Source organism: Longimicrobium terrae, assembly GCF_014202995.1.
GTDB classification, from domain to species: Bacteria; Gemmatimonadota; Gemmatimonadetes; order Longimicrobiales; family Longimicrobiaceae; genus Longimicrobium; species Longimicrobium terrae.
The window spans coordinates 67,696-81,435 of sequence record NZ_JACHIA010000022.1 but is presented as its reverse complement, the minus strand read 5'-3'; the positions used below and the strand labels follow the sequence as shown (position 1 = coordinate 81,435).

Genomic DNA, 13,740 nt, shown 5'->3' with positions numbered 1-13,740 from the left:
CACCGCATTTCATGACTCACGACGCGGACGTCATCATCGTAGGCGCCGGCCTGGCCGGGCTCGTGGCCGCGGCCGAAATCACCGGGGCCGGCAAGCGGGTGATCGTGGTGGATCAGGAGCCGGAAGCCAACCTGGGCGGGCAGGCGTTCTGGTCGTTCGGCGGATTGTTTCTGGTCGATTCGCCGGAGCAGCGGCGGATGCGCATCCGTGACTCGCGCGAGCTGGCCCTGCGTGACTGGATGGGGACGGCGGGCTTTGACCGCGAGGAAGATGCGTGGCCGCGCCGCTGGGCCGAGGCGTACGTGGACTTCGCCGCGGGAGAGAAGCGTTCGTGGCTGAATGAGAGAGGCATCCGCTTCTTTCCCGTCGTCGGCTGGGCGGAGCGCGGCGGATACGGCGCCATCGGCCACGGCAACTCGGTGCCGCGCTTTCACGTCACCTGGGGCACGGGGCCGGCCGTGGTGGAGCCGTTCATCCAGCGCGCGCGGCAGGCGGCAAAGGATGGCCGGCTGACGTTCCGCTTCCGCCATCGCGTGGATGGCCTGTCGATGACGGGCGGCGTGGTGGACGGGGTGCACGGGCAGGTGCTGGAGCCCAGCAGCGCCCCCCGCGGCGCGCCCAGTTCGCGGACGGAGGTGGGATCCTTCGAACTCCGTGCGCAGTCGGTGATCGTCACCTCCGGCGGCATCGGCGGCAATCACGAGCTGGTTCGAAAGAACTGGCCGCCGCGGATGGGCACGCCGCCCGCGCGGATGCTGAGCGGCGTGCCGGCGCACGTGGACGGGCGCATGCTGGCCATCACCGAATCCGCCGGCGGACGCATTGTGAACCGCGACCGCATGTGGCACTACACGGAGGGGATTCAGAACTGGGATCCCATCTGGCCCATGCACGGCATCCGCATCCTTCCCGGCCCGTCATCGCTGTGGATCGACGCCACGGGACGCCGCCTGCCGGTGCCGCTCTTTCCCGGGTTCGATACGCTGGGCACGCTGGAGCACATCGTAAAGACGGGCTACGACTACACCTGGTTCGTGCTGACGCAGCGGATCATCGAAAAGGAATTCGCGCTGTCCGGAAGCGAGCAGAACCCCGACCTCACCGGCCGCAGCATCCGCATGACGCTGGGGCGCGTGCTGCCCGGCGCGCCGCCGCCGGTGGAGGCGTTCAAGCAGAAGGGCGTGGACTTCGTGGTGGAGCGCACGGTGGCGGATCTGGTGCGCGGGATGAACGCGCTCACGCCGCAGCCGCTGATCGACGCGGCGGCGCTGGAGCGGGAGATGGCGGCGCGCGACGCGCAGCTGACCAACCCGTTCGCCAAGGACGCGCAGATCACGGCCATCCGCGGTGCGCGCAACTACCTGGGCGACCGTCTGGTCCGCGTCGCCAAGCCGCACCGGCTGCTGGACCCCGCCGCGGGCCCGCTGATCGCCGTACGGCTCAACATCCTCACGCGAAAGACGCTCGGCGGGCTGGAAACGGACCTGTCCGCGCGCGTTCTGTCCGCGGAAGGGCAGCCGGTTCCGGGGCTGTACGCGGCGGGCGAGGTGGCGGGATTCGGCGGCGGGGGGATGCACGGCTACCGCGCGCTGGAAGGCACCTTTCTGGGCGGCTGCATCTTCAGCGGGCGCACCGCCGGGCGCGCCGCCGCCGCCGCGGTCGCCTGAGAAGAAAATCCTCACGCAGAGCAGCAGAGCCGCAGAGGAGAAAAGACGGGAGACGCATTCCGGTTCTCCATTTCCTTTCTCTGTGTCTCTGCGTCTCTGTGTGAGATTGCTGTTTCCGCCCGCTGTCCGGATTGGCCCCGCCTCGCGCGTTGAACCGGAACATCCCGCCACCCCGACCCGCCGATCCGCCATGAAACCACTCCGGTTCGCACCGCTGCTGGCCGCGCTCTGCCTCACCCTTCCCGCCGCCGCGCAGGACCGCGGCGCCACCCTCACGCCCTTTCGCTCCGAGACGGATCTGACGGCCTATCTGCGGCGCATGCAGATCGTCGCGGATTCCGCCAGCAAGGCGCGCGCGGCCGCCCACGCGGCGTGGCTCGCCGCGCAGCCACCCGCTCCCCCGCCCGTCCCCTGCGGCGAAACCCGGCAGGTGGGACGGGGAACCGTGGCGGCGCCCAATGGACTGGCGGTGATCACCGGCAGCGTGCGGGACCAGTCCGGGAACGCCGTGGCCGGCGCCAGAGTTACCGTCCCGGCCCGCCTCTGGGGGGCAACCACGGGAACGGACGGGGAGTTCCGCCTCCAGGTTCCCGATACGGCGCTGGGCGGCGGCCGGCTGGCCCTGCGGGCCGCCGCGATAGGACACAGTGTGACGACCACGCTGCTGGAGATGAACGCGGGTGACTCCGCCCGCGTCTCGTTCAGTGTCTGCGAGCAGGGCCTCGCGCTGGAGAGCGTGGTCGTTACCGGAGCGGTCGCGGGTGCGGCGAAAGAGGAAGGCATCACCAACACGCAGCACGCCGGGGTGGATGAGGGCGGCATCGTAAAGGTGCACGGAAACCACCTCGTGGTGCTTCGCCGCGGCCGCCTCTTTACCCTGGCCATCGGCGGCGACAGCCTGCGCCCGGTGGACGCGGTGGATGCGTACCGGCCCGGCGGCGGCGACGGCTGGTATGACGAGATGCTGATTTCCGGCGACCAGATCGTCGTCATCGGCTACACGGACGAGGGAACGGAGCTGGGGGTGTTCCGCATCGGCGCGGACGGGCGCATCCGCCACCGTGACACCTACTCCCTGCGTTCGGGCGACTACTACTCCAGCGAGAACTACGCGAGCCGGCTGATTGGAACGCGGCTGGTCGTCTACTCTCCCGTGTACGTGAATGCCGGCGAGCCGCTGGGCGACTGGATGCCGGCCATGCGCCGCTGGCACGCGGACGTGACCGACGACGAGTACCGCCGCACGCTTTCCGCCACGCGGATCTACCGTGCCCCGCGCGTGCCGGATGACGGCGCGATGCTGCACACGGTGACCACGTGCGAGCTGGGCGTGCAGCCGGTGGAGTGCCGGTCCACGGCGGTGCTGGGGTCGGCCGGGCGCGTCTTCTACGTCTCTCCGACGGCGGTATACGTGTGGGCCGGCGGCTCGCATTCGTGGGGGCCGGTCGCGGAAAGCGCGCTCTACCGCCTGCCGCTGGACGGCTCGGCGCCGCGCGCGCTGGCGGTGCGCGGAAGCCCGCTGGACCAGTTCTCGTTCCTGGAGCAGGACGGCATGCTGAACGTCGTTGTGTCGAGCGACGGCAGCGGCGACGGGATGTGGCGGTCGCAGCGGGGCGCGTCCGCGCTGCGGCTGCTGCGCGTGCCGGTTTCCTCCTTTGGGACCGGCGCGCGGCAGGTGGCCGCGTCGCGCTACCGCCCGCTCCCGCCGGTGGAGGACAATGGCCCGCTGCAGAACCGCTTCGTGGGCAGTCACCTGCTCTACGGCACCGGGGGCGGATGGGGCGCGGCGGGGAGTGCCGCGGGGTCGGTGCAGGTCGTCCGGATCGCGGACGGCCAGAGCACGCGGCTCACGCTGCCGCACGCCATCGGGCGCATCGAGGTGATGGGGCGCGACGCGGTGATCGCGGGCGCCAGCGAGGAGGACCTGTACCTGACCGGCATCCGGTTGGGCATCCGCCCGTCCGTCGTGCAGCGCTTCGTCCGCCGCAACGCATCCGAGGGAGAGACGCGCAGCCACGGCTTCTTTTATCGAGCGGACGGGGATGATTCCGGGATGCTGGGGCTGCCGTTTCGCGGTGAAGGCGAATCCGGGTATTCGCAGCTGACCGAGGGTTCGGCCGGCGTGCTATTCCTGCGCAACGCCGACCGCCAGTTCCGCGCGCTGGGCGAACTGGTGGCGGATCAGAAGAGCGCGGTGGATGATGGATGCGTGGCCTCGTGCGTGGACTGGTACGGCAACGCGCGTCCCATCTTCCTCCGCGGCCGCGTCTTCGCGCTGATGGGATACGAGATCGTGGAGGGCGCGCTGGACGACGGCCGCCTGCGCGAGCGCCGCCGCGTCAGCTTCGCCCCGCCGCGGCGCGCCACAGCTGCGAGCAATTGATACGCTGCGGCGAAAGTTCGTGCAGGTTCGCAACTCGGAAAGCGGAGATTCCGGGTTCGGTCGTGCAGCGGAAGGATTCGCTTATCGCCGGACGGGGAGGCCCCTCCCCCGGCCCCTCCCCGTGCAAACAGCCGCACGGAGAGGGGAGAACGGCGACTCAGCTTGGTTCTGGAGGGTGCTGCGCGGTCGGAGAGGGCCCCCTCACCCCGGCCCTCTCCCCCGCTCCGCGGGAGAAAGGGAGACCAGCTCCCGGCGGCAGGTGACGGCAGCGATCGCGCGGTACAAAGCAGTTGAAGCCCCGAACCGGATGCGCCAGCAGCCGGTGTCGGGGCTTACCGCTGTTTGAGCGGCGGATTCATTCGCTCTCGTTCCTCCGCGCGCTCGGGGAAGAGCCGGTAGTCGGCCCGCATAGTCGCCGAGGCTGGCGTTCGATGGCGGAGGCCGCGGACGCCTTCCGCGCGGAAGCCGCGCTCAGGGCAGCGGCACGCCTGATCCGCCCTGCTCGGTCAGCAGGCGCAGGCGCATCAGCACGGGGCGGACCCGCTCGGGGAGTGGCAGGCCCTCGTACAGCGGGCGCATCCACCAGAGATAGAGCGCGCCCAGCACCGGCCCCGCGGCCAGCGGCAGCCACATCGGCGACGACCGCCATCCCACGATCCCTGTCGCCGCGCCCAGGAGCAGGAGCAGCGACGCCCGGGCGAACCACGGCCCCAGCGCGCGCCGCCACAGCTCCCCGTGCGACATCCCCGTCCCCCGCGCCAGCCAGTGCACCCCGGCGGGATACGCCACCACCGCCGTGCTTACGATGGCCGCCGCCGCCACGCCCGCCACGCCGAACATCCGCCCCAGCACGATCGCCGCGCCCAGGTGCACCGCGCCCTGCGCCAGCGACGCCCCGCCGATCTGCACCCGCGCGCCCAGCGTGGACGCCGTCACGAACACCGCGTGCCCCAGCGACAGCGCCAGCACGCCGCCCGCCAGCAAGGCGTTGGTCCCCAGCCCGGCGAACTGGTCCGCGCCCACCCACAGCGCCACGAACGCGGGATTGAAGGCCAGCACCGAACACGCCACGGCGCCCGCCCCCAGCAGCGTCAGCCGGAACAGCGAAACGACGATGGCGTTCACCCGCTCGCGGTCGCCCGTTCCGCGCAGCTGCGCGAGGCCCACGAGGCCGGCGTCCGGAAGCTGCCAGCTCATCTGCGTCAGCACGTCGCCCAGGCGCGCGGTGAGCGAGTAGGCGACGGCCGCGGCGGGCCCGGCGGTGGCGAGAATCACCAGGTTGCTGGTGGCGCTGATCATCCGCCATCCCAGCCCCGCCGTCCACGATCCGATCCCCTGCCCCGTCAGCGTCCCCAGCATGCGCCGCGACGGAAGCCGCCACCCGCGCAGCAGGTCCGGCGCGATCCGCGCCACCCGCGCCAGGCTGGCGAGGGCGACGGCGAGCGTGGGGATCGTGGCCGCGGCGGCCAGCGCGTACAGGCCCTGCCCCGCCGCCAGCATCCCGATCATCAGCGCCACGTTCAGCGCCGCCTGCGCGATTCCCATCATCCCCAGAAAGCTTACGTCCTGCAGCCCGGTGAGCGCGGCGTGAAAGACGCGCACCGGGTAGCCGGCCGCCATCCCCGCCACCAGCCACATCAGCGGGCCGATGACCGCGTGGTGCTGCGCCGGGCTCACCCCGGTGATCCCCGGCGCGAGCGCGAGAAGTCCCAGCGCGAGCCCCGCAAAGACTACGGCCGCCAGCACCGCCGCGGCCATTCCCGCCGCGATCAGCCCGCGCAGCTCGTCGCGGTCGCCGCGGCCGTCCGCCTCGGCCATCAGCCAGGGGAGCACGCCCAGCACGCCCAGGTCCGCCATCGCCGAATACGCCACGAGTTCGCCGAAGCCCAGCCATACGCCGTACGCCTCGCCGCCCACCTTCGCCAGCACGAAGGGGACGACGAGGATTCCGGAGGCCAGCGCCAGCCCGAACTGCAGGTATCCGAAGACGGCGGCGATCCCCGCGCGGCGGGTTCGGCTCACGGCGCGTCCCGCCGCCCCGCCGCGAACCGCGCGATCTGCCGCGCCGTGGAGGCCCATCCCGCCGCCGTGGCGCGCCGCAGCCACGTCTTGCGGGTGCGTGCGTGATCCCGGCGGATGGCGTCGCTCCACCGCTCGTAGAAGATGGACCCGTTCCGCAGCCCGATCTCCTGCCGCTTGGCGGAGGGCGTGCGGCCGTACGTGGTGCTCAGCTGATGGACGTAGGCGCCGTCGCGCTCGTATCCATGCGTGGCCACCTTCCACCCCGCCTCGCGGATGCGGAAGCACAGGTCGCTTTCATCCCACTCCGTCGGGCGGAAGACGGGGTCCAGCGGGCCCACCTTTTCCACGCAGGCGCGGCGGACGGCCCAGGGGCGCATCACGCCGTCCACCTCGTACAGCCGCGCCCAGTTGAGCGGCGCGGGGCCCACGGTGCTGCGCATGCGGCGCCAGTCCACCGTGTCGTCCCAGGTGACCACGGGCTCGTCGATGGGGGAAAATACCAGGCCGCGGCTCAGCGCCAGCAGGCCGACATCGTCATAGGCGCGAAAGGTGGCCAGCAGTTCGGGGATGAACCACGGCTGCAGGATGAACATGTCATCGTGCCAGCTGAGCATCAGGTCGCCGCGCGCTTCGGCCAGGCCGCGGTTGGTGCAGACGAGTTCGTGCGCGTTGTCCTCGTGCAGCACGCGCAACGCGGGGCCGTTCCATCCCCCGCACGCCAGGCCGTCCAGGTACTCGCGCGTGCCGTCGGTGCAGCCGTCCTCCACCACCAGCAGCTCCACGGGCTGGTCCGCGGCGAACCGCGCCCAGCTTTCCAGCCCCTTCTGCAGCGTGGGCAGGTTGTTGTGCGTGGCGATGATGACGGACAGTTCGATGCCGGATTGCCCCACCCATCCCTCCATTCAAAGCGGCGGACCCGCCCCCGGGCGGCATCCGTTGGACCTGATTCTTCGGTACCGGGCGCGGATGATCGTTCCGCCGAGACCGGCCGCTCGCGGCAAGGTGTCGTGCACGCGGAGGGGCCCCCTCTCCCCGGCCCTCTCCCCCGCTCCGCGGGAGAAAGGGAGACCTCAGCGCCGCGGCGGATTCGGCGCAGAGCTCCGGCGTCCGCGTTCCGTCCGTTGCTCCAACGGATGCGCTGCGGGCAACACATCGCGGCCGGATGCCCAGTCCGCGAAGGCGGACTCGTGTTTTTCGAGGCGCGGTTTCAACCGCCGGACGGAACGCCGCTCCGCCCGCCCGGCCTCGGTCCCGCCGACGGTTCTGCCCTTCCCGCGCCGGGCACCCTCGCGAGACGCACGCCACCTGCGGGCGAGTAGTAGATCCTTCGGTCGCGCCGTACTTCGGTGCCGCCGAAAGTCCAACGCACGCTCCCTCAGGATGACGCCGTCGGCGTCTAGCGCCTTTCCTGGGACTTCGCGACCGAACCGGGGCACTGGAACTTGGGCACTATCACTCGAACCTGAGCACTGCCCTTCTACACCCGGCGGCCGTACGCCTGCAGGTTCATGGCGAGCGGCGACTTGGCGCCTCCCGGCAGCGCCGCGGCGACGGCGGCGGTTCCGCGCAGAAAGGCGACGCGGGCGGCGCGGCCCATCCCCGGACGTTGCGGCGGCACGACCGGGACGGCGGGGCGGATGTCGATGTCCGCAAAGCCCGCCTGCTCCATCGCCATCCGCAGCGCGCGCGGCGTAAAGTGCGAGACGTGCACCAGGTTGTCCGCCACCGTGGGACGATATCCGCGAAACACCCGCCCGCGAATGCGCTCCTTCATCAGCTGATTGGGCCCGTGCGGCACCTTGACCGCGATCCATCCGCCGGGCGCGATCACCCCGTGCACGCCCCGCAGCGCATCCACCGGCTCCGCGATGTGCTCCAGCACGTCCACCAGCGTCACCGCGCCGTAGCGCCGCCCCTCCGCCACCAGATCGCGGAGGTCCGCGCGGTGCACCTTCAATCCCGTTGCCTGCTCGGCGTACGCGCTGGTGCGCGGGTTCAGTTCGATCCCCTCCGCGCGCCACCCCGACTGCGCGGCGAGGTGGATCAGCCGCCCGACGTGCGCGCCCAGGTCCAGCAGCGTTCGCTCCGATGGCGGAACGCGCCGCTGCAGCCCGCGCAGCACCTCGTGAAAGATGAGGTCCTTGGTGCCGTCGTGGAACTCGGCCTCCAGCCACTCCGCCGACCAGCGCTGGTCGTACATCCGCCCGAAGTAGTCCGGCAGCGACGGAAGGCCGGCCGGCTGCCCGAAGCCGCAGTCCGCGCAGCGCACCAGGTCGATGCTCTCGCCCGTGAGCGCCGCGTGCAGTTCGGGATCCTGCCCCGCGTAGTTGGAAAACTCGAAGATCGCCCGGGCGACGGGAGAAAGCCGCCGTTCGCCGCAGATCCAGCACGCCGTTACGGGATCGAACCGCGCCTCGTTCATTCCGCCCATTCCACGATCCGCTCCGCCATGTGATCCCACGTCCACGCCCGCATCCGGGCGGAAAGCGCCAGCGCGGCCTTCCGGTGCCCGTCCATCCCTTCCCGCCATCCGCGCAGCTTTCCCGCGAGTTCCGCGGCGTCGTCCGGGTCCGCCAGCAGCAGCCCGTCCAGCGGCGCGGGAATGCGCTCCGCGACACCCGCCGCCCGGCTGACCAGCGCCGGAAGACCGCAGCAGAGGGCCTCCTGCACGGCCAGCCCGTACGCCTCGTACCGCGTGGGCGAGGCAATGGCGTCCGCCGCCCACAACAGCGTCCGCACGTCCGCTTGAAAGCCGAGAAAGACGATGCGGTCCGCCAATCCCGCGTCCGCGGCGCGCGCCCGCCACGCCTCCAGTTCCCCGCCCGTTCCCGCCACCGCCAGCCGCGCGTCCCACGCCGGGTCCGCCGCCAGCCGCGTCCACGCCGCGAACAGCGTGTCGAACCCCTTGCGCCGGTCCCCCAGCGCGCCGATGAAGGCCACCACGGGCCGCCCGTCCGTCCACCCCAGCGCGCGCCGGGCCTCCGTGCGTTCCTCCGCCGTCGGCGGGCGCATGCGGTCCGGGTCCGCGCCGTAGTGGACCACGTGCACGCGATCCTCCGCCGCGCCCAGCAGGTCCACCGCGTGCCGCGCCGTCAGCCCGGAGTTGGCGATGACGAGATCCGCCTTTGCCGTCACCCGCGCCTCGTCCGCCAGCGCCGCGCGGCGGGCGGCGGCATGCCACCACCCCGTCATCCTCCGCCCCGCGATCACGGGCTCATACGCCGCGTGGACGTAGTGCAGCCACACCACGTTCCCCGCCGCGCAGTTGCCGCCGTTGGCGACCACGATGGGGTCGCGCGCCGCCAGCACCGCCGCTACCCGCCGCCCCGTGCGGTCCAGCAGCGGAAAGCCCAGCGAGTGCTTGCCAAACGGCCGGCGCACGGGTTGAAAGAGCACGTTGGGCTCCGCCGCCAGGTCGTCCGCGATGCGGTGCGCCACGACGTGCGTTTCGCGCCCGGAACGGGCCAGGTACAGGGCCAGCGCGTGGTTGGCGGCGTCCATCCCTCCCGTCCGCACGAAGTCGCCGGCCACGATCACCCACGGCCTCCGCTCCGCCATCATCCGCGCGCCGCCGCCGCGCTCAGCCGGGCGTGCCGCGCCGCCGCGAACAGGGTGGCGTTCAGCAGCCAGAACTCCATTCCCGACTGGGACAGGAAGATGGGATACGAGAACGTCAGCGCGGTGGCGCCAATGGAGTAGGCCAGCACGATCGCCCCCCAGAACGGCAGGTCCGCCGCCTCGGCGGAGGGCGGGCGCGAGCGGGCGATACCCCATCCCGTCCACAGGGCGACGGCCAGCGTGGCCAGGTAGAGGAGAAGGAACGGCGCGCCGCCGTCCACGATCCACCCCGCCCACTGGATCTCCACCCAGATGTTCTTGGTCTGCGGGGCGCTGCCGCCGAAGTAGCTGCTCGTCATCCCCCAGTGTCCCAGCCCCTCGCCCATGGGCGCTCTCGGCAGCGTCTTGGTGAGCGCGTCCTCCAGAAAGCGGCCGCGGTTGTCGTAGTAGACCTGCCCGGGCTTGCTGGCCACCAGCGACGCCATGCGCTGCGCCACCGCCGCGCCGGCCATGTTCACCGCCGCCAGGTACCCCGCCACCACCACGCCCACCACGCCCACCATCAGCATCGACAGCCGTTTGACGTCGCGGCGGAACAGGAGCACCGCCGCCACGGCCACCAGCGCGATTCCCGTCATCACCACCAGCGCGCGCACCTGCGACAGGTACAGCGTCATCACCCCCAGCCCGATGCTCCCCAGCGACGCGGCCAGCGCCAGCGGCTGCTTGCGGGTCAGGAAGAAGCCCACGCCCAGCAGCACCGCGTACAGTCCGCTGATGGAGGCGCCGCCGGGGACGTCCGTCAATCCCATCGGCCGGAATACGCGCTCGCCGCTGGCCGTGGTGATCTTGAGCGACTCCACGTAGCCCTTGCCCTTGCTCTCCACCACGGCGCTGACGGGGGGCTGAAACGTGCCCGGGCGGTACACCTGCAGCACACCGAGCGCGGCGCTGGCCGTGTGGAACGCCCACAGCACCATCACCGCGCGGCGCAGCATGGCCAGGTCGATGCTGGTGAGCCGCGGCACCCAGAACACGGGGCCCAGCACGGCCAGGTACAGCGCCACCTGCGCCACGCCCGCCATCAGGCTGCGGGTTTCCGGATGGAAGATGCAGATGCCCACCGCCGCCAGCGCCGCGATGGCCGGCTTGGCCGCGGGATACCCCGATCCGCGCCCCCGCAGCCCGAACACCAGCAGCAGGCTGGCCCCGAACGCCGCGATGCGCACGATGACGCGCGCCCAGCCGATGTCGCCCACGATGAGCGCCAACTGGCAGAGCAGCTGAAAGATGATGAAGGCGGGCACCCAGGCGAAGGTCTTCTTCGGGGGCCTGCCCTGCACCACGCGCGTGGCGGGAATCATCCGGGCGGCGGTGTTCACGCGGCGTCCCCGCCCCGCGTCCACAGCACGTGCGGCCAGTCGCCCAGCGGCGTGGTCTCGTCGAACGGAACGGAGACGGCCTCCCCCGCGCCGCCGTACAGGGCGCGGCGGGTGGCGCTGGGGGCGGATTCGCTCATCCGCGCGGTGTATCCGCACTCCCGCATCAGCCCCACCATCTCGCGCACGGTGGCGTCGCGGTCCGTCCACGTCCAGGGATGCAGTTCCACCAGCACGCTGCGGTAGCGTCCCGCGGCCAGCCCGCGCCGCATTCCCCGCAGCACCCAGGGCTCCGCGCCCTCCACGTCCACCTTCACCAGGTCCACCGCGGAGACGCCGCGCTCGTCCAGCACGTCGTCCAGCGGGGCGCAGGGGACGTCGAACGTCACCCCGCCGCCATCCCCCAGCAGGGTGGACGTGCCGAAGTTGCCGCCATCCTCCGCGTAGCCGCTGAGCGTGGCCGTTCCCGCGTGGTCCGACGCCGCGGCGCGGACCACGGCCACCTGCGCCAGCGCGTTGCGGCGCACGTTCTCCTCCAGTTCCGCCGCCATGCGCGGGTCCGGCTCCAGCGCGATCACCCGCCCGCCCGCGCCCACGGCCGCCGCGCCCACGAGGACGAAGTAGCCCAGGTTGGCGCCCACGTCCACAAACACGCCGCCGCGCGGAAGCAGCCGCCGCACCATGGCCGTCTCCACCGGGGCATAGCGGCCGGTGATGCACAGCTCGCGGGCGATCAGGTTGCGCAGGTCGCATCGGTAGGCCAGCCCCCCGGCGTCGGGACCCAGGTAGTCCACAAAGGGCGGCAGCCCCGTACCGGCCAGCCGGTTGAAGGCGCGGAAGCGGCCCGCGGGAAGCTGGCGGATGAGGGCGCGCGCGGCGCGGAACCAGAGCGGCGCGGGGGCCAGCGCGTCAGCGTTCGGCACGGCGCCCCGCCAGCAGAAGGTTGTCGCTGAAGCCGCGGGGCCACGCGTTGGAAAGCAGGGACGGCCAGTGGCTCCCCGTCCCCGGAACGCGGCCGGACGCGCTGTACTCCACGGCGATTTCCGCCAGTCCGGCCTCGGTGGCGATGCGGCGCAAGTCGGCCTCCAGCAGCGCGGTGATGTGCGCGGGATACGAGGAGTCCTGAAAGTGGACGTGCTCGCCGCGCAGCAGAAAGGTGCTCTTGCTCAGCAGGCTGTGCTGGTTGGGCGTGGTGACGATCACCCATCCCCCGGGCTTCGCCAGGCGGACGAGGAGGCGCACGAAAGCGCGCGGGTTTTCCAGGTGCTCGATGGTTTCCACCCCGCACACCACGTCGCCGGTGCCGTCCGGCAGCGGAACGTCGCCGCGGTCCAGGTCCAGCGCGTGGAACTCGCCGTCCTGCGGAAAGCCGTCGTAGCGGACGACGTCCACCCCCACGTAGCGGTCGAAGCGGGCGCGCAGAAAGGGCCACAGCCGTCCCGCGCCGCAGCCGACGTCCACCAGCGTGCCGCGCCCGGCGTGCCGCGCGGCCACTGCCCGTTCCGTCATCCGGTAGATGGCGTCGCCGCTGGTGCCCAAACTGCGGCGCGCGCGCTCTTCCACGTCCGTCATCCGCCCGCCCTCGCCGCGTCGGCATCCGCGACCGCGGCATCCGCCCTGGCGCCGTCCGCCCGCACGATGCCGGCCAGCACCGCCCGCATCCGCTCCATCTGCCGCAGCGGGTCCGACAGTTCGCGCGCCCGGCCCGGGCCCGCCGCGCCCAACCGGTGCCGCACCGCCTCGTCCTCCACCAGCGTCCGCAGCGCGTCCGCCAGCGCCGCGGCGTCATCCACCGGGATCAGAAAGCCGGTGGATTCCACGACGACCTCGTTGGTACCGCCCGCCGCGGTGCCCACGACGGGGCGCCCCGCCTGCATCGCCTCCACGAAGGTGATGCCGAACGGCTCCGGCTGCAGGTTGGGCTGGCAGACGATGTCCGCCGCCGCCATCAGCAGCGGCACGTCCGCCCGCTGCCCCAGAAAGCGCACGCGGTGGGCGATCCCCAGTTCCTCCGCGCGGGCGCGCAGTCCCTCCAGGTACACCTCCTCCGCCGGGCGCTGCGGGCCGCCGGCGATCCAGCAGGTCCACCCCGGGCTGCCGGCCATCAGGCCCAGCGCGTCGATCAGCACGCGGTGCCCCTTCCACGCCTCCATGCGGCTGGCCTGCAGGATGACGACCTCGTCCAGCCCCGTCCCCAGCACGCCGCGCAGAATGGTGCCGCGCAGCGGGTCCACCGTGTGGTGCATGATGGGGGGATGCACGACGGCGGACGGCACGCCGCTCCACAGCCGCTCCAGCGTGGTCGCGGCAAAGGCGCTGGTGCAGAGCGCGGCGTCCGGCCGCGTCCGTCTGGCCAGGCGGTCCGCCCAGGTGCGGCCGGTGACCGCGTCGTGCAGCCAGAAGGCGACGGGAATGCCGCGGTCCCGCGCCACGGAGGCAAAGATGCCGTGCGTCCACGACGAGTGGCACACCACCACGTCCGGGCGCCGCCGCTCCATCACCTCCGCCAGCGCACGCCGCGCGCGGACGACGGTCAGCGGGCGGCGCATGCGCACGGGGCCCAGCACGTCCAGCGGCGCCTCCGCCTCGCGCAGTTCATCCGCCAGGCGCCCCTCGAAGCACAGGGCGAACGACTGCTCCAGCCGCGGGTCCGTGGACGCCTCCGCCGCGAACACCGCCAGCATCCGCTCCACGCCGCCGTACAGGTTGCCGGCGTAGACGTGCATCACCC

At 72.1% G+C, this 13,740-nt stretch carries 10 protein-coding genes; 2 read left to right on the top strand and 8 right to left on the bottom strand.

Translation table 11 applies throughout. The features are described from left to right. Positions 1 to 11 precede the first annotated feature (11 nt). Positions 12 to 1,667, top strand: coding sequence for an FAD-binding dehydrogenase (locus tag HNQ61_RS23885; protein WP_170038628.1), 1,656 nt, complete (start codon positions 12 to 14; stop codon positions 1,665 to 1,667). Positions 1,668 to 1,857: 190 nt separating this feature from the next. Further along, entirely contained in the window at positions 1,858 to 4,050 is a 2,193-nt protein-coding gene (locus HNQ61_RS23880; RefSeq protein WP_170038630.1) for a beta-propeller domain-containing protein, read from the top strand. Between the two features lie 471 nt (positions 4,051 to 4,521). Here HNQ61_RS23880 and HNQ61_RS23875 read toward each other — a convergent pair whose 3' ends face one another. From HNQ61_RS23875 to HNQ61_RS23840, 8 genes are all read right to left on the bottom strand, one after another. Then, a complete protein-coding gene (locus HNQ61_RS23875) occupies positions 4,522 to 6,072 on the bottom strand; it encodes a polysaccharide biosynthesis protein (RefSeq protein WP_170038632.1) in 1,551 nt (516 codons plus the stop codon). Continuing rightward, positions 6,069 to 6,962 carry a glycosyltransferase gene (locus tag HNQ61_RS23870; RefSeq protein WP_170038634.1) on the bottom strand — a complete coding sequence of 298 codons (894 nt, stop codon included), beginning with the start codon at positions 6,960 to 6,962 and terminating at the stop codon, positions 6,069 to 6,071. The genes HNQ61_RS23875 and HNQ61_RS23870 overlap by 4 nt, the downstream gene beginning before the upstream one ends. Before the next feature lie 587 nt (positions 6,963 to 7,549). After that, positions 7,550 to 8,503: a class I SAM-dependent methyltransferase gene (locus HNQ61_RS23865; RefSeq protein WP_170038636.1), complete on the bottom strand. Its 954-nt coding sequence runs from the start codon at positions 8,501 to 8,503 to the stop codon at positions 7,550 to 7,552. Beyond that, positions 8,491 to 9,630: a glycosyltransferase family 4 protein gene (locus HNQ61_RS23860; RefSeq protein ID WP_205762053.1), complete on the bottom strand. Its 1,140-nt coding sequence runs from the start codon at positions 9,628 to 9,630 to the stop codon at positions 8,491 to 8,493. Before HNQ61_RS23860 ends, HNQ61_RS23865 begins: the two co-directional genes overlap by 13 nt. After that, positions 9,630 to 11,012 (bottom strand): hypothetical protein, encoded by a 1,383-nt coding sequence (locus HNQ61_RS23855; protein ID WP_170038638.1) that lies wholly within the window; start codon positions 11,010 to 11,012, stop codon positions 9,630 to 9,632. Before HNQ61_RS23855 ends, HNQ61_RS23860 begins: the two co-directional genes overlap by 1 nt. Continuing rightward, entirely contained in the window at positions 11,009 to 11,932 is a 924-nt protein-coding gene (locus HNQ61_RS23850) for an FkbM family methyltransferase (protein ID WP_170038640.1), read from the bottom strand. The genes HNQ61_RS23855 and HNQ61_RS23850 overlap by 4 nt, the downstream gene beginning before the upstream one ends. Then, positions 11,919 to 12,581: a class I SAM-dependent methyltransferase gene (locus HNQ61_RS23845; RefSeq protein ID WP_170038642.1), complete on the bottom strand. Its 663-nt coding sequence runs from the start codon at positions 12,579 to 12,581 to the stop codon at positions 11,919 to 11,921. The genes HNQ61_RS23850 and HNQ61_RS23845 overlap by 14 nt, the downstream gene beginning before the upstream one ends. Continuing rightward, entirely contained in the window at positions 12,578 to 13,735 is a 1,158-nt protein-coding gene (locus HNQ61_RS23840) for a glycosyltransferase (RefSeq protein WP_170038644.1), read from the bottom strand. The genes HNQ61_RS23845 and HNQ61_RS23840 overlap by 4 nt, the downstream gene beginning before the upstream one ends. Positions 13,736 to 13,740 lie beyond the last annotated feature (5 nt).